We start from the raw sequence: 17,316 nt of genomic DNA, 5'->3' as shown, positions 1-17,316 counted from the left end.
CCGGTGCCGTCCCCGACGGCACCGGCATAGTGGGTGCCGCACTCCGGACGGGGCCCTGCTCCGGCGTCCTCGGTGGGCCGGCGCGATTACGCGGGACACCGTGACCCGCCCCGCCCGAAAGTCCGCGGTGCGGTAACGAAGTCAGTGACGAAGTCCCAGGGGGATCACCAGATGCGACCCATGCGCCCGATCGACACCGCACGCCGCGGGGGGAGCGCACGTCGCGCCCCCCGGGTGTTCGCCGCAGCCGCCCTCGCCGCTGCCCTGACCTTCACCGCGGCCGCCTGCGGTCCCGAGGACGACGGCGCCTCCGGCGAACCGAGCGCGTCCGCCGCACGGACCGCCGACGGGAAGATCACCATCCCGGACGACCTGAAGGACCGTCTCAAGGAACACGGGATCGACCTCGACAAGTGGCGGGGCGGCGAGTGGAGGAACTGGGACAAGGACACCTGGCTGCGTGAGGCCAAGGACTACGTCAACCCGGTCATCGAGGACCTCTGGAACCCGGACCGGATGCGGGAGGCGGACAAGCCCCCGGAGAATCCCGTCGCCAACGACATCTCCGGCGACGCGGGCGTGACGGACCCGACCCCCGTCCCGGTGCGGGCCGCACACCTGGCGACGCCGTACCACGACAACGCCCCGGCGTCGGGCAAGCTCCTCTTCGACGGGCCCGAGGGCTCGATGGTGTGCTCGGCGACCGTGGTGCAGGACCCCGCCCGCCCCGGCAGGTCCAACATGGTGTGGACCGCGGGCCACTGCGTCCACGCGGGCAAGAACGGCGGCTGGTACCGCAACATCGCCTTCGTCCCGTCGTACAACGACAGCGGTCTCACGGGAGCCGGCCTGGAGAACGCGTCCAGGGAGCAGGTGGCTCCGTACGGCGTGTGGTGGGGCCAGTGGGCGCAGACCTCCGAGCAGTGGATCGACCAGGGCGCCTCGACCGGCGGCCAGGGCGCTCCCTACGACTTCGCGGTCCTGCAGGTCGCACCGGAGAAGGGTTCCACGGGCAAGTCCCTGGAGGAGACCGTCGGTTCGGCCCTGCCGGTCGACTTCGACGCCCCGGCGGTCCCGGAGATCGACAGCATGACGGCCACCGGCTATCCGGCGGCCCCGCCGTTCGACGGCCAGAGCGCGCTGCGGTGCACCGACCGGCCCGGCCGCCTCGCGGTCTTCCAGGACCAGCCGACGATGTACCGCATCGGCTGCACGATGACGGGCGGTTCGTCCGGCGGCGGCTGGATCGCGAAGGGCCAGGACGGCAAGCCGGCCCTGGTCTCCAACACCTCGATCGGCCCCGTGACGGCGGGCTGGCTGGCCGGACCCCGCCTCGGCCAGGAGGCCAAGGGCGTCTACGACTCCGTCAGCAAGAAGTACGCGGGGCGGTAGTCACCGCGTCACCTGGCCCCGGACGGCGCTCGCCGTCCGGGGCCAGGTGGGTGGCACGGCCGCGCGACGACGCCCCGGCGGGTGCGATGTGCGGGGTGCCCCCGCCGGACGTACGAGGGCCGGGCTCCTCTCCGGGAGCCCGGCCCTCGTACGTCATCGCGGATGTGTCAGTGGGCGACCGGCGCGAACATGCCCAGGTCGGCGGCGAGTTCCTCGTGGACCCGCGCCTTGAGCAGCGTGCCCTCCGGGGTGTGCTCCTCGGAGATCACCTCGCCCTCGGCGTGCACCCGGGAGACGAGCGCACCCTGGATGTAGGGGACGAGCGCCTCGATCTCGACGGACGGCCTCGGCAGCTCGGCGTCGATGAGCGCGAGGAGTTCGTCGATGCCGGCACCGGTGCGTGCCGACACGGCGATCGCGTGCTTCTCGGCACGCATGAGGCGCTGCAGGACCAGCGGGTCCGCCGCGTCCGCCTTGTTGATCACGACGATCTCGGGCACGTCGACCGCGCCGACCTCCCGGATCACCTCGCGCACGGCGGCGAGCTGCTCCTCGGGCACCGGGTGGGCGCCGTCCACCACGTGGAGGATCAGGTCGGACTCACCGACCTCCTCCATCGTGGACCGGAACGCCTCCACGAGGTGGTGGGGAAGGTGGCGCACGAACCCGACGGTGTCGGCCAGGGTGTAGATCCGGCCGCTCGGCGTCTCGGCCCGGCGCACCGTCGGGTCCAGGGTGGCGAACAGGGCGTTCTCCACCAGGACCCCGGCACCGGTGAGCCGGTTGAGCAGCGAGGACTTGCCCGCGTTGGTGTAACCGGCGATCGCGACGGAGGGCACCTTGTTGCGCTTGCGCTCCTGGCGCTTGATCTCGCGGCCGGTCTTCATCTCCGCGATCTCCCGGCGCATCTTCGCCATCTTCTCGCGGATACGGCGCCGGTCCGTCTCGATCTTGGTCTCACCGGGACCACGCGTGGCCATGCCGCCACCGCCGCTGGAACCGCCGCCGCCCATCTGACGGGACAGCGACTGACCCCAGCCGCGCAGGCGCGGCAGCATGTACTGCATCTGCGCCAGGGAGACCTGCGCCTTGCCCTCACGGGACTTGGCGTGCTGGGCGAAGATGTCGAGGATCAGAGCGGTCCGGTCGACCACCTTCACCTTGACGACGTCCTCGAGGTGGATCAGCTGGCCCGGGCTGAGCTCACCGTCGCACACGACGGTGTCGGCGCCGGACTCGAGCACGATGTCGCGCAGTTCCAGCGCCTTGCCCGATCCGATGTAGGTGGCCGGGTCCGGCTTGTCCCGGCGCTGGAAGACGGCGTCGAGCACCTGCGCTCCCGCCGTCTCCGCGAGCGCGGCGAGCTCCGCGAGGGAGATCTCCGCGTCATGGACCGTGCCCGAGGTCCAGACACCGACGAGCACGACACGCTCCAGGCGGAGCTGCCGGTACTCGACCTCGGTGACGTCCTCGAGCTCGGTGGAGAGGCCGGCCACACGGCGCAGCGCCGCACGCTCGGAACGGTCGAGCTGCTCGCCGTCCCGCTCTCCGTCGATCTCGTGGCTCCAGGCGACGTCCTCTTCCATCAGGGCGTCGGCCCGAAGGCCCTCGTTGAGGCTCTCGGATACGGATTCCGTGGCGCTCTGCGCGTCCTGCGCGTCCTGGGGAAGGGAAGAAGAGGAGGTCATTGGATCCTTACGTCGATGGAAGTCCGTTACGCCAGTCACAACGCGTGACGCCGCCGGAAGATTCCCGCCCGGGGTACCCGCCGGCCGGCCGCCGTGCCGACCCGTCGATACTGGCATGTCCGCGCTCGGCCCGTCACTCGGGTTTCGGTGCCCTCGCCGGGCTCTGCCCGTCCGCCGCGCTCCGGGGCGTCCGGCTGCGCCAGTCCGGGTGGCCCGGCATCGGCGGGGTCTTCCTCCCGTACAGCCAGCCGTCGAAGAACGCCGTGAGGTCCCGGCCGGCGGTCGCCGACGCCAGGTCGGTGAACTGGCGGGTGGTCGCCGATCCGTCCCGGTGCTCCCGGACCCAGGTCCGCTCCAGACGGTCGAACGCGGTCCTGCCGATCTCCTCCCGCAGGGCGTACAGGATGAGGGCGCTGCCGTCGTAGACGACGGGCCTGAACAGGCTGATCTTGTGGTCCGGGGTCGGGACGTCGGGGTGGGCCGGGGGGCCGCCCGCGGCGCGCCAGGCGTCGGAGCGCGCGTAGGCGTCCTTCATCCGCCGCTCCAGCGTCTTGCCCGCGTGCTCCTCGGCGTACCGCGCCTCGTACCAGGTGGCGTGTCCCTCGTTGAGCCACAGGTCCGACCAGGAACGGGGAGAGACGCTGTTGCCGAACCACTGGTGGGCGAGTTCGTGGACCATGACGGAGTCGACGTACCACTCCGGGTAGCCGGTGCCGGTGAACAGGGAGCGTTCGAAGAGCGAGAGGGTCTGCGTCTCCAGCTCGAACCCCATCTCGGTGTCGGCGACGAGGAGCCCGTAGGTCTCGAACGGATACGGGCCGACCTGCTTCTCCATCCAGGCCAGCTGCCCGGGCGTCTTCTTCAGCCACGGCTCCAGCTTCGCGCGGTCGGCCGCGGGCACCACGTCACGCACGGGGAGCCCGTTCGGCCCGGTGCGCCGCAGGACGGCGGAGCGGCCGATGGACACCTGGGCGAGTTCGGTCGCCATGGGGTGCCGGGTGCGGTACGTCCAGGTCGTGGCGCCCCCGTGGTGCCGCTTGCCGGCGGGCAGGCCGCCCGCCACGACGGTGAGGTCGTCGGGTGCGGTCACCCGGAAGGTGAAGTACGCCTTGTCGGCGGGGTGGTCGTTGCCCGGGAAGACCCGGTGTGCGGCATCGGCCTGGTTCGCCATGGCGAGGCCGTCCGCGGTCGGGACCCAGCCGCCGTTCGCCTTCTCGCCCGCGGGATCGCTCGTGTGCCGGACGGTGATCCGCACGTGCGCTCCGGAGGGCAGCCGTACGGGCGCCCGTACGATCAGGTCCTCCCGCGCGGTGGCGAAGCCGGCGTTCAGCCCGTCGACCTCGACGGAGCGGACGGTGCCCCGCGCGAAGTCGAGGTTGAGGCGCTCCAGCGGCGCGGTGGTGCGGGCGTCGATGGTCGTGACCGCTTCGAGGGGCTTGGTGTTGGCGCCCTTGTAGGTGAGCGAGATGTCGTACGAGAGGACGTCGTAACCGGGGTTGCCCAGATACGGGAACAGCCGGTCGCCGATGCCCAGCGGTTCGGGTGCGGGCAGGGTGGCGGCGACGAGGGTGAGCGAGGCGGTGGCCAGCAGAGCGGCGCGCAGTCGGCGCGAGGGGAGCGGCATGGACTACGGCTATCAGCGCGTACCGTGCGGGCGGGGGTGCCGCGCGCCGCACCACCCGAACGGGTCGCGGCACCCGGCAGGGTGGCGGCCGCCGCGCGGTCAGCCGGCTGCGGCGGGCTGCTGCGCGCGGCTCACGTCGTACACACCGGGCACGTCGCGCATCGCGCGCATGAGGCCCGGCAGGCCCGCCGCGTCGGGCAGCTGCAGGGTGTAGGTGTGCCGGACGCGCTGTTCGCTGGGCGGCTCGACGGTGGCCGCGACGATGGCCGCGTCCGCCGCCGCGATCGCCTCGGTGAGGTCGGCGAGCAGCCGGGGCCGTCCGAACGACTCGGCGACGAGGGTGACCCGGTAGTCCGCGCCGCGGCTCCACTCCCCCGGGTCGTTCCAGCGGGCCCCGACGGCCGGCCTGCCGAGCGCGCGCATACGGCCGACCGCCGGACACTCGTCCCGGTGCACGGTGACGGCGCCGCCCCGCACGGTGAATCCGACGATGGCGTCGGGCGGCACGGGTGTGCAGCAGCCCGCGAGCCGGACCGGTGCGCCCGGCCTGTCGACGAGCACGCTCGGGTCGCCTCCGGGCGCCTTGCCCCTGCTGTTGCCCGCGTCGTCGGCGGGCTGCGCCTGCGGTCTCGGCGCGTCGGGGCTCTTGTGGGGGCCCTGGGCACCGTCCGGATGGGTGTCCAGCCACGCCGTGATCGCGATTCGGGCGCCCGGGGTGCGCACGTGGTCGAGCCACTCGGGCGACGGACCGGAGGAGCCGTCCTGGGCGATCAGCAGCTGCACGGTGTCGCCGTCGTTCAGCACGGTGCTGAGCGTGGCCAGACGCCCGTTGACCCGGGCGCCGATACAGCCGTGCGCCTCCTCGCCGTACTGCGCGTATGCGGCGTCCACACAGCTGGCGCCCGCGGGCAGCCCCAGGGTGCCTCCGTCGCTGCGGAAGACCGTGATCTCCTTGTCCTGGGCCAGGTCGGCGCGGAGCGTGGTCCAGAACTGGTCGGAGTCGGTCGCCGACTCCTGCCAGTCCAGGAGTCGGGAGAGCCAGCCCGGGCGCGTCGGGTCGGCGCGCTCCCCGTCGGCGGGCTCCGCCTGGTGCGCGCCGCCGGCGCCGTCCTGGGTGTACGGGTTGCCGAGGGCGACGACCCCCGCCTCGGCGACCTTGTGCATCCGGTGGGTGCGGATGAGGACCTCGGCGACGGCTCCCTCGGCGCCGACGACCGCGGTGTGCAACGACTGGTAGAGGTTGAACTTGGGGGCCGCGATGAAGTCCTTGAACTCGGAGATCACCGGCGTGAAGCAGGTGTGCAGTTCACCGAGGACCGCGTAGCAGTCGGCGTCCTCGCCGACCAGCACCAGCAGCCGGCCGAAGTCGGTGCCGCGCATCTCCCCGCGTTTCTCCCTCACCCGGTGCACCGACACGAAGTGCCGGGGTCTGATGAGTACTTCGGCGCTGACCCCCGCGTCCCGCAGGGTCGAGCGGACGCCGTCGGCGATCTCCGTCAGCGGGTCCTGCGCCCCCTCCCACGCCGTGATGAGGGCACGGGTGCTCTCGTACTCGGCGGGATGGAGGATCGCGAAGACGAGGTCCTCCAGCTCCGTCTTGAGCGCCTGCACGCCCAGGCGTTCCGCGAGCGGGATGAGCACCTCGTGGGTGACCTTGGCGATCCTGACCTGCTTCTCGGGGCGCATGACACCGAGGGTGCGCATGTTGTGCAGCCGGTCGGCGAGTTTGATCGACATGACGCGGACGTCGTTGCCGGTGGCCACGAGCATCTTGCGGAAGGTCTCGGGCTCGGCCGCGGCGCCGTAGTCGACCTTCTCGAGCTTGGTGACGCCGTCGACCAGGTAGCAGACCTCGTCGCCGAACTCCTGCCGCACCTGATCGAGCGTCACCTCGGTGTCCTCGACCGTGTCGTGCAGCAGGGACGCCGTCAGGGTCGTGGTCTCGGCGCCGAGTTCGGCCAGGATCAGGGTGACCGCGAGCGGGTGGGTGATGTAGGGCTCACCGCTCTTGCGCATCTGGCCGCGGTGCGAGGACTCGGCGAGCACGTAGGCCTTGCGCAGGATGGCCAGGTCGGCGTCCGGATGGTGCGCGCGGTGCGCCTCCGCCACGTGCCCGATGGCGTCGGGAAGACGGTCGCGGGAGACGGGCCCGAGCAGGGCGACCCGCCCCAGCCGGCGCAGGTCGATCCGCGCACGACCGCGCTTGCGAAGGGGAGCACCTGGATTGGCGGCCTCTGCGCTCATGGGGCACCTCCGGCGAACGTCGACCGGCGGGCAAGGGGTGCGGATGCACCCCCGGGCCGGTGCTTGATGCTATCGACCCCACCACGTGGCGCAGTCCAGCTCTCGCCCAGCGTGAAACGGATCACCCATTCGAGCGAAGCTCTAACCGATCATCGTTTCGAGCCACGCGGTGTCGATCACGCCCTCGGCGACGATGACCGCGGGGCCCGTCATGTCGATCCCGCCGTCGGGATGTTCGGTGATCACCAGGGTCCCGCCGGGGAGGTCCACGGTGTACGTGGCAGGGGCCCCCGTCAGCGACGGGTCCACGCCGTCCCTGCGCGCGGCGGCGACCGCGACGGCGCAGGCGCCCGTACCGCAGGAGCGTGTCTCGCCGGAGCCGCGCTCGTGGACGCGCATCGCGACGTGCCGCGGTCCGCGGTCCGCGACGAACTCGATGTTGACCCCGTCCGGGTAGACGGACTGCGGGCTGAACGGCGGTACGGAGTACAGGTTCCCGGCGTGGTCCAGGTCCTCGACGAACGCGACGGCGTGCGGATTGCCCATGTTCACGTTGCGGGCCTCCCAGCTGCGGCCGTCCACCGTGACCGTGACGCCCTCACCGGGGAGCAGCGCGCTTCCCATGGAAACCGTGACGTCACCGTCCTTGGCGATGTGCACCCGCTTGACCCCGCCCCGCGTCGCGACGGCGAGATCCCCTTCGGAGGCGAGACCCGCGCGCTGGAGGTAGCGGGCGAAGACGCGGACGCCGTTGCCGCACATCTCGGCGACCGATCCGTCGGCGTTGCGGTAGTCCATGAACCACTCCGCCTGCTCCGCCATGCCCTCGGCGTCGGGGTGCGCGGCGGAGCGCACGACGTGCAGCAGCCCGTCGCCGCCGATGCCCGCCCGGCGGTCGCACAGCCGGGCGACGAGGGAAACCGGCAGGTCCAGGGCGTTGTCGGGATCGGGAACGATCACGAAGTCGTTCTCGGTGCCGTGGCCCTTGAGGAAGGCGATCTGCGATGTGCTCACGCATCAACTGTACGAGGCCGCGGCGGCCGGCCGCCGGTCCGGGTCGACCGGCCACGGGGTGACTTCAGCGGAGGCGGGCCACGCGCCAGACCGCCAGGGCGACCAGCGCCGCGCAGAGAGCGACGTACAGCGTGATCGCCCGCCAGTCGGGGCGCGCTGCCGGGCCCCGAGGAGTCAGGCCTGGCCAGGTGTGCCCGACGCGGCGTGCCGCCATCATGCCCCAGCCCGCGGCGCAGCAGCTGATCAGCAGCCCCAGCATCGCCACCACGGCACCACCGCCGCCGAACTCGAAGGCGAGGGGGAAGGCGAACATGAGGGATCCGACCGCCGCGAGTGCCACGATCGGCGCGAGCTGCCAGATCCGCAGCCTGCGGGCCGGGCGGAGCTCGACCTCGACCTCGGGGGCCACGTCGTGTTCGTCGGGCCCGTCAGGGCTCAGGCTCCCTGTGCCGTGCTGCGTACCCGGTACATCCTGGTCTGTGTCGCGGGGGCCGGCTTCCATCGCCACGCGCCCTCCCAACTCGGACTCCACTGGTCGATCGATGCTCGATGATGGCACGCTCCAGGGCGCCGAAATGACGGGCGGGGCGTCCCGATGCCATCACGTGATCAGGCTGTTATAGCCCTGCTCCAGGGTTTACGCAGGTCAAAAGCCTGCCGCTGGTCGGCGAGTCAACGAGGGGTCAGCAATAGCCCCAGGTCAGCGCCGGATTGACCGGCCGCGACCAGCCCGGTGGAGGAACCGCCTCAATCACGTCGAACAGGCGTGCGCGGGGTTCGGGCGGCTTCTCCAGGCCCCGCCGGTGCCGACGCGGCGGGGCCCAGGGCGGTGCGCACATCGCGTACGACGTCCGCCAGCAGAGGCTCCGGGCCGGCGCTGAAGTGGAAATGCCCCCCGTCGAACAGTCGCGTCCCCAGATACGCGGTCGTCCGGTCCGCCCAGGGGGTCAGCCGATCCGGCGGCGCGAACTCGTCGTGGCGTCCGCCGAACACCGACAACGGTACGTCCAGCGGGCCGGTGGCGTCCGACCGCCAGGTCTCCACCAGTCGCAGGTCGGTCCTGATGAGCGGGCCGAAGATCCGCCACAGCACCGGGTCGCCGAGCAGGTGCTCCGAGCTCCCACCCAACTCGGCTATGTGGCTGCGTAGTTCCTCGTCGCCGGCGGCGTGACGCTGCACGCCGCTCGGTTCGCTCGGCGCTCGGCAGGAGGAGACACCGAGCCAGACCGGCGGTTCGAGTCCCTCCTCGATCAGCCGGCGTGTCAGCTCGAAGGCGACGATGGCGCCCATGCTGTGTCCGAAGAAGGCGTAGGGGACGTCCAGTCCGGGCCGGACGGCCTCGAGGAAGTGCCCTACGAGGTGTCCCAGGTCGTCGAGGGGCGGCTGTCCCATGAGTGAGCCGTGTCCGGGCGCGTCGAGCGCCCGCAGGTCCCAGCCGGGCGGGAGGAAGCGGGGCCATGCCCGGTAGAGGCTGCTCGATCCCCCGGCGTGGTGGAAGGCGAACAGCCGGACCTCGGTGTCGTCGTGCGTCTTGCTGCCGTTCAAGGCGGTGTTCCCCGCTCGATGGCCCCGTTCCGGGGTCGGTGTGCATGAGAGGTGAGCCGGCGTCGCCGTATGGGAGGGCGCGCTGCAGCCGGTCCATCGGTGTGGCCCGGCCGCGCGTCGCCTGGCGCCGGTGAGCACGGTGATGTCAACGGGGCCGCTGCGGTGGTCGTCCCGGTGACGAGGTCTCACCGGCCGGGTGGCCCCGTCACCGGCCGGCCCTGCCGTCCGGTGACACGGCTCGCGGTGGCTACGGCATCTTCTGAACCGTCTTGACGAAGCGTCCGAAGTCGTCGACCTCGGGAGTGCCGATCGTGTTGACGAATCGGCGCACGAGCTTGTCCAGTGCCTCGTAGGCCTCGGTGTGGTCGTGGCCCACCCTGTCGACGACCTTCAACGCGAGCCGCCAGTAGCCGTCGTAGACGCCGTCGAGCGGCATCTGGAAGGTCGACAGGACGTCCTTGGCCCGTGAAAGGGTCTTGGACCCCGCTCTTCCCAGGGACTCCTCGATCACCCGCGAGTAGAACGCGAAGTGCCGGGCCTCGTCCCTGGCCATGAGGCGCAGCAACTGCTGCAGTACCGGCTCGCTCAGCGCGGCCCGGTAGTGCTGGTAGAAGAGCTGGGTGGCCTTCTCCTGCATGAAGAGGTAGAGGAATGCCTCCAGCGGGTCCTCGTAGTCCATGGAGAAGGGCTGCCGCCCGACCTCGGCGAGGTCGGCGGCCAGACTCTTCTCGTCCGCCATCTCCGACACCAGCTGGTACTCGCTCAGGGCCGACGCGTGCTTTTCCTCGTCGTTCGCCCAGGCGAACAGGAAGCGCGCGTACTCCCGGTTCCGGTGATACGTCGCCGTGCTCATATCACCCGTCGTGGGGAATGCCGTCAGGTTGAAGCTCAGGAACGCGGGGATGTGGTCCTCTACATACGTGATGAACCGCACGATCGAGTGGTCGTCATCAGTGAGTTCCTCCGGTCTGACCTCGGACCAGTTCACGTCCGACAGCGACCAGGGGTGCTCGGCTGTCCGCCGTACGGTGGTCACCGCAGACCGGCGAATGACCTCGATCTCCGACTCGGTGATCTCGGCTTCCACGGCGCCGCGTTCAGCCGTCGCGTTGTCCGTCAACATGTGCTTGATGTCCTCATTCGGTGAAGTGCCCTGGCATAGCGCGGGCCGCCCGGGCGGCGGCCCGCGGCAGCGATTGCTACGACTTGGCCGTGAGCGCGGCCGAGATGCCGTCCACGAGGTCGCCGACGGTCTTCGCGCCGAAGACCGTCGCGTCGTCGAACTGCACGCCGCATTCCTTCTCCAGGCCGGCGGCGACGCGTACCAGGTTCAGCGAGTCGATCTCGGGCAGCTCGCGCAGCACGTCCGACTCCTGCAGCACGCGCCCGGTGAGCGGCAGCACGGTGGCGAGCTGTGCCGCCACCAGCGCCAGGATCTCGTCCCGGTTCCTCATCATTCCAACCCTTTCGTTTGTGATCGATACGTGGTTGCGGTCGGCCAGACGAAACGTTTCTCCTGTCGAAGGAACGCGATTCGGGCCAGGCTTGCTCTCCGGTACACCTCGCCGGAGGGCCACCGGAGCGGGGCGTGTGCGCAGCGACGCCTTATCCGTCGTGTGCCGCCTCGGCGCCCCGTCGGGTCCCGTGGTTCCGGGCACCTACGGGTGAGCACCCCTGCCGCCCGGTCAGGTCGCGGAAGCGACCAGCTGTCGCACCTCGTTGCGCCGCCACTTGCCACTCGTGGTGCGGGGAAGCCTGCCGGGCCGCACAAGATGCACGCGGATCGCGGACAGGCCGAGTTCCGCGGCCACCCGCAGCCGGATCTCCTCCGCCAGTTCCTCGTGCGCTTGCTTCGTCTCCGCCACCACGGTCAGGTGCTCCGCGTCGTCGGGCACGGCTACGCAGCGGCCCCGGTAGATCCCGGGGAGGTCGCACACGACGGCCTCAACGTCCTGGGCGAAGAAGTTCTTGCCCTTGACGATGATCATGTCTTTGATCCGGCCGGCCACGTAGAGCCGGTCGAGGTGACGGAACCCGAGGTCGCCGGTCTTCAGCCACCCGCCGTCGAAGAGCGCCTCGGTCGCGCTCGGGGAGCGGTAGTAGCCCTCGGTGACCCCTTGTCCTCGGATCTGGATCTCCGCGAGCTGTCCGTCGGCGGCGGGCTCACCGGACCGTGTGCGCAGGCGCAGTTCCAGGCCCTCGACAGGGCTGCCCACCGCCACCACCGGCTTGGCCTCGGGGTCGGCCGGGTCCACCAGGCGCACCTCTTCCTCACCGGCCAGGAGGGTGCGGTCGACGTGCAGGATCCGGGGGGCCTCACCCGGTTCGGGGAAGGTGACCGCCAAGGTGGCCTCGGCCATCCCGTACACCGGGAACATCGTCTCGGGGCGGACTCCCGCCGGCTTCAGACGTTCGATGAAGGCCGCGACCGTCGCCGCCGAGACGGGCTCGGAGCCGTTGAACGCGAATCGCCAGCTGCTCAGGTCCAGCTCGGCTACAGCCTTGTCGTCCATGGCCTGGATCATCAGGTTGTAGCCGAAATCGGGCCCGCAGGTCACCGTGCCTCGATGCGCCGCGAAGTACTCCAGGAACCTCGCGGGGCGCCGGATGAAGCCCCCGGGACTGAAGGTATGGGTGGCCGCTCCGTGTGTCAGATAGGCCAGCCAGCCGAACAGCCCCATGTCATGGAAGTGCGGGACCCACTGGATGAACACGTCGTCCGGCGTGATGTCCGCGGCGACACCTATGGAACGCAGTCCCGCCGCCACGGTGCGGTGCCGCAGCACCACACCCTTGGGCTGGGCGGTACTGCCCGAGGTGTACTGGATGATGGCGATGTCGTCCGGCGACACGTCGGGGAGTCCGGACGCCGGACCTTCGGCAGCCACCTCGTCCGTCGGGAGACGCAGCACGGTGACGCCAGGGCGGGCGGCTCGCACGAGGTCGCCCAGCTCCTCCTGGGACGCGTCCACCAGCAGGTATCTCATCCCGGCGGAGTCCACGAACCCGGTCACGTGCCGAGCGGCGGATTCGAGGTCTCGCATCATCGGCGGGATCGGCAGCAGACTGACCGCCGCCCCGGCGCAGGTGACTGCGAGGACACCTGTGAGGACCTGGGGTCCGGTTGCGGACAGCAAGCCCACCACGTCGCCTGTGCCCACACCGGCCCGCAGGAGCTCGGCGGCGAACCGCTGGGCGTTCCAGGCGAGTTGTCGGACCGTCAGCTGCCGTTCCAGTTCGGGAAAGGCCAGCTGTCTCTCGGGCCACTTCTCCACGCAGTCACGCAGAGCTTCGGCCAGTGTGGCCGCAGTGAATGTCACGATTGTTCCTTACGGGTGCCGGGCAGCTCGTACGACGCGGCCTGATTCGGCACGGTTCAGCTCGGGTCGGGGCGGGCAGGGCAACGCCCCCCGAAGTTCCGCCATCCGAAATGCCCGAGGGCGACTTCGGCATGCGCCGAGGACGTGCGCCCCGGACGTCGGGACGTCGTCCACTCAGCCGCCTGCCACGTCCGGACCATACTATTGATTGCCGTCTCAAGTAACCACGGTTGCGTATGCGATGCGGCGAGGGAAGAGACGAATCGTCAGATCAGCCTGACACAGCTTGACTTGCCCGCCGTCGTCGGACGCCGGACACCGTATGTAGCCACTTGACCGACCGGTCGACGTCGCCCCCCACACGGGAAGCGCGCGACACAACCAGGCCCAGCGAGCGATCGATTGAGATTCGGACGATCAATAGCGGGTGCAATCGTCTTGTATCGAGGATGTCGGCGTGGATCTGACATCCAGTCACAACCGCTTCGGGCTGCGGGCATTGGACGTCATGGGTACCGAGTCGCCGTGCCGGTCACTCCGGACCGTTCGTCGGCGCCTGTCACCCCCGGCCGCTCCCGGGACGCGCCCCGGCCCGCCGAAGCGCCAGGTCCGCCGGCCCCTGCCGAGCGCGGACCGGGGCAGTCGCGGCGGCCGGCACCCCCCACCCGCACCCGTCGGGCCGAAGATCAGGCCAGGCCGGTGATTCCTCGTCGCGCCATCAGGCTTCGATCATCCGTTCGACCAATGACATCGCTCGTCGCGGAAGCTCTTCCCGGTGTTCTTCGGCGCCGTTCAACCACGTGACGCGCGGGTCGCGCCGGAACCACGAGTCCTGACGGCGGGCGAATCGCTTGGTGGCGCGCACGGTCTCGTTGCGCGCCTCCTCCTCGTCGCACTCCCCCGCGAGCGCCGCGAGCACCTGCTGGTAGCCGAGCGCACGGGATGCCGTGCGTCCCCCGCGCAGCCCGAGGGCTTCCAGCGCGCGCACCTCGTCGACCAGCCCGGCCTCCCACATCCGGTCCACCCGGGAGGTGATACGTCCGTCGAGTTCGGGGCGCCCGACGTCCACACCGATCTGGATCGCGTCGTACACCGCCTCGTCGCCCGGGAGGTTGGCGGTGAAGGGTTTGCCCGTGATCTCGATGACCTCGAGCGCGCGGACGATCCGCCGCCCGTTGCCGGGGAGGATGGCGTGGGCCGCCGCCGGGTCGGCCGCGGCCAGCCGGGCGTGCAGGGCGCCGGAGCCGTGTTCCGTCAGCTCCTGCTCGAGTCCGGCCCGCACCTCGGGGTCCGTGCCGGGGAACTCCAAGGCGTCGATCGCGCCCTTCACGTAGAGACCGGAACCGCCGACCAGGACCGGGGTGCGGCCGGCCGCGAGGAGCCGGTCGATCTCGGCTCGGGCGAGACGCTGGTATTCGGCCACGCTCGCGGCCTCGGTGACGTCCCAGACGTCCAGCAGGTGGTGGGGGACGCCGTCGCGCTCCTGGACGGTCAGCTTCGCCGTGCCGATGTCCATGCCCCGGTAGAGCTGCATGGAGTCGGCGTTGACCACCTCGCCACCGAGCTGCTGGGCGAGGAAGACACCCAGATCGGATTTGCCGGCCGCCGTGGGGCCGACGACGGTGATGACGCGGGGAGCGGGAGCTGGTCTTCTCACCGGGACATCCTCCCAAACTCCACGGCCTCCCCGGACCGCCCGGGGATGGGTCCGGGTACCGGGCACGAGCCGGTACCCGGGTGGTCCGCGGTGCGTCCGGTCACGGCGAGTCACGCGTGTTTGCCCGCTGACGAGTAAAATGTGACCACAGTCCTCCAGCACGGAAGGTGACCCATGGGTTTCCTGGACAACCTGAAGGCCAAGCTGGCCCCGGCCAAGGAGAAGGTCGGCGACCTCGCGCAGCAGCACGGGGGCAAGATCGACCAGGGCCTCGACAGGGCCGCCCGCACGGTCGATCAGAAGACCAAGGGCAAGTACAGCGACAAGATCGTGTCCGGCACGCAGAAGGCGAAGGACGCGGTCGACCGGCTCGGGCAGAAGGACGGTGGCGGCACCCCGCCGACGACACCGCCCGCACCGCCGGCGGCCTGACGCACCGACGGCGGACCGAGGGCCGCGGGGCCTTGTGGCCCCGCGGCCCTCGGCGCGTCGTGCCCGGCGTCACGACCAGGCGGCTACGACATATCCCACGCCGTACGGCGCGTCCTCGTACAGCAGGTGGCCGGACAGTCCCGCCCCGTCGGCCGCGCCCGCGAGCACCTGCCAGGGGGCCCGGCCGGACACCTTCAGCTCGTGTGCCAGCGTCGCGTCCAGCGCACCGAGCGCGGCGACGTCCGCCGACCCCAGGGCCTTCCCGGCCCTCGCGTCGAAGGCCTCGGCCCGCTCGTCCAGGTAACCCGGCGCCTTGACCGTCCGGCAGGCGCTGCCGTCGCCCATGACCAGCAGGGCCACCCGCTCCGCGCGGTCCGCGAGCTCCGCCCCGGCTCGCAGGCAGCGGTCGGCCGACAACTGCTCGCCGACCCCCAGCCCCTCGACCGGTGCGCCGGCCCACCCCGCGCGCTCCAGGAGCCACGCCCCGACCGCGAGGGGCGCCGGCAGCCGCTGCGCCGGGGCGGCGGAGGCCGCGGGCGCCTCACCCAGCCGCACGGTCAGGTCCACCCCGAAGCCCGCGAAGGTACCGGCCGAACCGGACGGAAAGGGGCCCAGGCCGTCCGCTTCGGCGGGCCCGGTCACGATCAGCAGGTCCGGCCTCGCCGCGGCGAGCACGCCCAGTGCGTCGACGCACGCGTCCCGCGCGGCGTCGAGCTCGGGCCCGGCACCCGCGGCCACCTCGGGAACGAGCAGCGGCGGGCAGGGACAGACGGCAGCGGCGACAAGCATGCCGGTCAGCGTACTCAGTCGACGGCGCATCCCTGGGCCGCGGGCAGCGGGGCGGGCACGCCGACGCCGGGCAGGCCGAGCATCACTCCGGCGGGCTGGGCGGCGGGAGCGGCGGTGCGCCTCTCCCAGGCGTCGCCCGACCGGGTGCGCCGGACGGCCAGGGGGGCGCCCTCGGCGAGCAGGTGGTGCGGCGCGGCGTAGGTGATCTCGACGGTCACCACGTCGCCGGGGCGCACGTCCTGCGACGGCTTGGTGAAGTGGACCAGGCGGTTGTCGGGGGCGCGGCCGGAGAGACGCTGCGTGGCACCGTCCTTGCGGCCCTCGCCCTCCGCGACCATGACGTCCAGGGTGCGGCCGACCTGCTTCTTGTTCTCGTTCCAGGAGATCTCCTCCTGGAGGGCCGACAGGCGCATGTAACGCTCCTGGACGACCTCCTTGGGGATCTGCCCCTCCATGTCGGCGGCGGGGGTCCCGGGGCGCTTGGAGTACTGGAAGGTGAAGGCGTTGGCGAAGCGGGCCTCGCGCACGGCGTGCATCGTCTGCTCGAAGTCCTCCTCGGTCTCGCCCGGGAAGCCCACGATGATGTCGGTGGAGATGGCGGCGTCCGGCATCGCGGCGCGCACCTTCTCGATGATCCCGAGGAAGCGTTCCTGGCGGTACGAGCGGCGCATCGCCTTCAGGATCGTGTCCGACCCGGACTGCATCGGCATGTGCAGCTGGGGCATGACGTTCGGGGTCTCGGCCATGGCGGCGATCACGTCGTCGGTGAAGTCGCGCGGGTGGGGCGAGGTGAAGCGGACGCGCTCCAGCCCCTCGATCCTGCCGCAGGCCCTCAGCAGCTTGGAGAAGGCCTCACGGTCGCCGATGTCGGAGCCGTAGGCGTTGACGTTCTGGCCGAGCAGGGTGATCTCGCTGACGCCCTCGGCGACGAGCGCCTCGATCTCCGCCAGGATGTCGCCGGTCCGGCGGTCCTTCTCCTTGCCGCGCAGCGCCGGGACGATACAGAAGGTGCAGGTGTTGTTGCAGCCGACGGAGATCGACACCCAGGCCGCGTAGGCGGACTCGCGCCGGGTGGGCAGCGTCGAGGGGAACGCCTCCAGGGACTCGGCGATCTCGACCTGCGCCTCCTCCTGGATCCGGGCACGCTCCAGGAGCACCGGCAGCTTGCCGATGTTATGCGTGCCGAAGACCACGTCGACCCAGGGGGCCCGCTCCACGATGGTGTCGCGGTCCTTCTGCGCCAGGCAGCCGCCGACGGCGATCTGCATCCCGGGGCGCTTCGTCTTCATCGGGGCGAGGCGGCCGAGGTTGCCGTAGAGCTTGTTGTCGGCGTTCTCCCGCACGGCGCAGGTGTTGAAGACGACGACGTCGGCGTCGCCGTCGGAGCCCTCGGGCGCGCGCACGTAGCCGGCGCCCTCCAGGAGCCCCGACAGGCGCTCGGAGTCGTGGACGTTCATCTGGCACCCGTAGGTGCGTACCTCGTAGCTCTTCTGGACGTCCACTGCTTCGCTCCGGTTGCCGCTGGTCATGGAACAAGGGTAGGCGCTGGCCGGACCTCCCCCTCCGCCGGAGGTCCCGCTCCGTCCGGCCTGGCCAGGACGGGGGACCTCC

General features: G+C 71.1%; 14 protein-coding genes. 2 read left to right on the top strand and 12 right to left on the bottom strand.

Going from position 1 to position 17,316, the window contains the following annotated elements:
• Positions 1-180: 180 nt before the first annotated feature.
• Entirely contained in the window at positions 181-1,392 is a 1,212-nt protein-coding gene (locus OHT61_RS24240; protein ID WP_329043382.1) for a trypsin-like serine peptidase, read from the top strand.
• Positions 1,393-1,559: 167 nt separating this feature from the next.
• On the opposite strand, the gene hflX is transcribed toward OHT61_RS24240, so the two are convergent.
• The 10 genes from hflX to miaA form a co-directional block, all read right to left on the bottom strand.
• Entirely contained in the window at positions 1,560-3,080 is a 1,521-nt protein-coding gene (hflX, locus tag OHT61_RS24235) for a GTPase HflX (RefSeq protein WP_329041118.1), read from the bottom strand.
• Between the two features lie 133 nt (positions 3,081-3,213).
• Positions 3,214-4,704, bottom strand: coding sequence for a M1 family metallopeptidase (locus OHT61_RS24230; RefSeq protein WP_329041117.1), 1,491 nt, complete (start codon positions 4,702-4,704; stop codon positions 3,214-3,216).
• A 99-nt stretch (positions 4,705-4,803) separates the two neighbouring features.
• Entirely contained in the window at positions 4,804-6,948 is a 2,145-nt protein-coding gene (locus OHT61_RS24225) for a RelA/SpoT family protein (protein WP_329041116.1), read from the bottom strand.
• A 141-nt stretch (positions 6,949-7,089) separates the two neighbouring features.
• A complete protein-coding gene (gene dapF, locus OHT61_RS24220; RefSeq protein WP_329041114.1) occupies positions 7,090-7,962 on the bottom strand; it encodes a diaminopimelate epimerase in 873 nt (290 codons plus the stop codon).
• 64 nt (positions 7,963-8,026) lie between these two features.
• On the bottom strand, positions 8,027-8,464 hold the full coding sequence (locus tag OHT61_RS24215; protein WP_329043380.1) for a hypothetical protein: 438 nt from the start codon (positions 8,462-8,464) through the stop codon (positions 8,027-8,029).
• A 245-nt stretch (positions 8,465-8,709) separates the two neighbouring features.
• Positions 8,710-9,507, bottom strand: coding sequence for a thioesterase II family protein (locus tag OHT61_RS24210; RefSeq protein WP_329041113.1), 798 nt, complete (start codon positions 9,505-9,507; stop codon positions 8,710-8,712).
• Between the two features lie 247 nt (positions 9,508-9,754).
• Positions 9,755-10,630 carry an acyl-ACP desaturase gene (locus tag OHT61_RS24205; RefSeq protein WP_329041111.1) on the bottom strand — a complete coding sequence of 292 codons (876 nt, stop codon included), beginning with the start codon at positions 10,628-10,630 and terminating at the stop codon, positions 9,755-9,757.
• 76 nt (positions 10,631-10,706) lie between these two features.
• Entirely contained in the window at positions 10,707-10,964 is a 258-nt protein-coding gene (locus OHT61_RS24200) for an acyl carrier protein (RefSeq protein ID WP_329041110.1), read from the bottom strand.
• Positions 10,965-11,192: 228 nt separating this feature from the next.
• A complete protein-coding gene (locus OHT61_RS24195) occupies positions 11,193-12,827 on the bottom strand; it encodes an AMP-binding protein (protein WP_329041109.1) in 1,635 nt (544 codons plus the stop codon).
• A 718-nt stretch (positions 12,828-13,545) separates the two neighbouring features.
• Complete coding sequence (gene miaA, locus OHT61_RS24190; protein WP_329041108.1) at positions 13,546-14,484, bottom strand: tRNA (adenosine(37)-N6)-dimethylallyltransferase MiaA; 939 nt, start codon at positions 14,482-14,484, stop codon at positions 13,546-13,548.
• 174 nt (positions 14,485-14,658) lie between these two features.
• On the opposite strand from miaA, the gene OHT61_RS24185 reads away from it, so the two are divergent.
• Positions 14,659-14,916: an antitoxin gene (locus OHT61_RS24185; RefSeq protein WP_327113795.1), complete on the top strand. Its 258-nt coding sequence runs from the start codon at positions 14,659-14,661 to the stop codon at positions 14,914-14,916.
• Positions 14,917-14,985: 69 nt separating this feature from the next.
• Here OHT61_RS24185 and OHT61_RS24180 read toward each other — a convergent pair whose 3' ends face one another.
• Together OHT61_RS24180 and miaB are read right to left on the bottom strand one after the other, a co-directional pair.
• Entirely contained in the window at positions 14,986-15,705 is a 720-nt protein-coding gene (locus tag OHT61_RS24180) for a class III extradiol dioxygenase subunit B-like domain-containing protein (protein WP_329041105.1), read from the bottom strand.
• A 14-nt stretch (positions 15,706-15,719) separates the two neighbouring features.
• On the bottom strand, positions 15,720-17,234 hold the full coding sequence (gene miaB / locus OHT61_RS24175; protein WP_329041104.1) for a tRNA (N6-isopentenyl adenosine(37)-C2)-methylthiotransferase MiaB: 1,515 nt from the start codon (positions 17,232-17,234) through the stop codon (positions 15,720-15,722).
• Between the last annotated feature and the right edge of the window lie 82 nt (positions 17,235-17,316).

The sequence above is a fragment of the Streptomyces sp. NBC_00178 genome (genome assembly GCF_036206005.1).
GTDB lineage: Bacteria > Actinomycetota > Actinomycetes > Streptomycetales > Streptomycetaceae > Streptomyces.
This window is presented reverse-complemented; position numbering and strand designations above follow the sequence as displayed.

Excerpts from the sequence above, each read along its gene's own strand:
- OHT61_RS24200 (WP_329041110.1), bottom strand. The coding sequence starts at position 10,964 with ATGATGAGGAACCGGGACGAGATCCTGGCGCTGGTGGCGGCACAGCTC.
- OHT61_RS24225 (WP_329041116.1), bottom strand. The coding sequence starts at position 6,948 with ATGAGCGCAGAGGCCGCCAATCCAGGTGCTCCCCTTCGCAAGCGCGGT.
- OHT61_RS24230 (WP_329041117.1), bottom strand. The coding sequence starts at position 4,704 with ATGCCGCTCCCCTCGCGCCGACTGCGCGCCGCTCTGCTGGCCACCGCC.
- OHT61_RS24215 (WP_329043380.1), bottom strand. The coding sequence starts at position 8,464 with ATGGAAGCCGGCCCCCGCGACACAGACCAGGATGTACCGGGTACGCAG.
- OHT61_RS24240 (WP_329043382.1), top strand. The coding sequence starts at position 181 with ATGCGCCCGATCGACACCGCACGCCGCGGGGGGAGCGCACGTCGCGCC.
- OHT61_RS24180 (WP_329041105.1), bottom strand. The coding sequence starts at position 15,705 with ATGCTTGTCGCCGCTGCCGTCTGTCCCTGCCCGCCGCTGCTCGTTCCC.
- miaB (WP_329041104.1), bottom strand. The coding sequence starts at position 17,234 with ATGACCAGCGGCAACCGGAGCGAAGCAGTGGACGTCCAGAAGAGCTAC.
- OHT61_RS24185 (WP_327113795.1), top strand. The coding sequence starts at position 14,659 with ATGGGTTTCCTGGACAACCTGAAGGCCAAGCTGGCCCCGGCCAAGGAG.
- OHT61_RS24205 (WP_329041111.1), bottom strand. The coding sequence starts at position 10,630 with ATGTTGACGGACAACGCGACGGCTGAACGCGGCGCCGTGGAAGCCGAG.
- hflX (WP_329041118.1), bottom strand. The coding sequence starts at position 3,080 with ATGACCTCCTCTTCTTCCCTTCCCCAGGACGCGCAGGACGCGCAGAGC.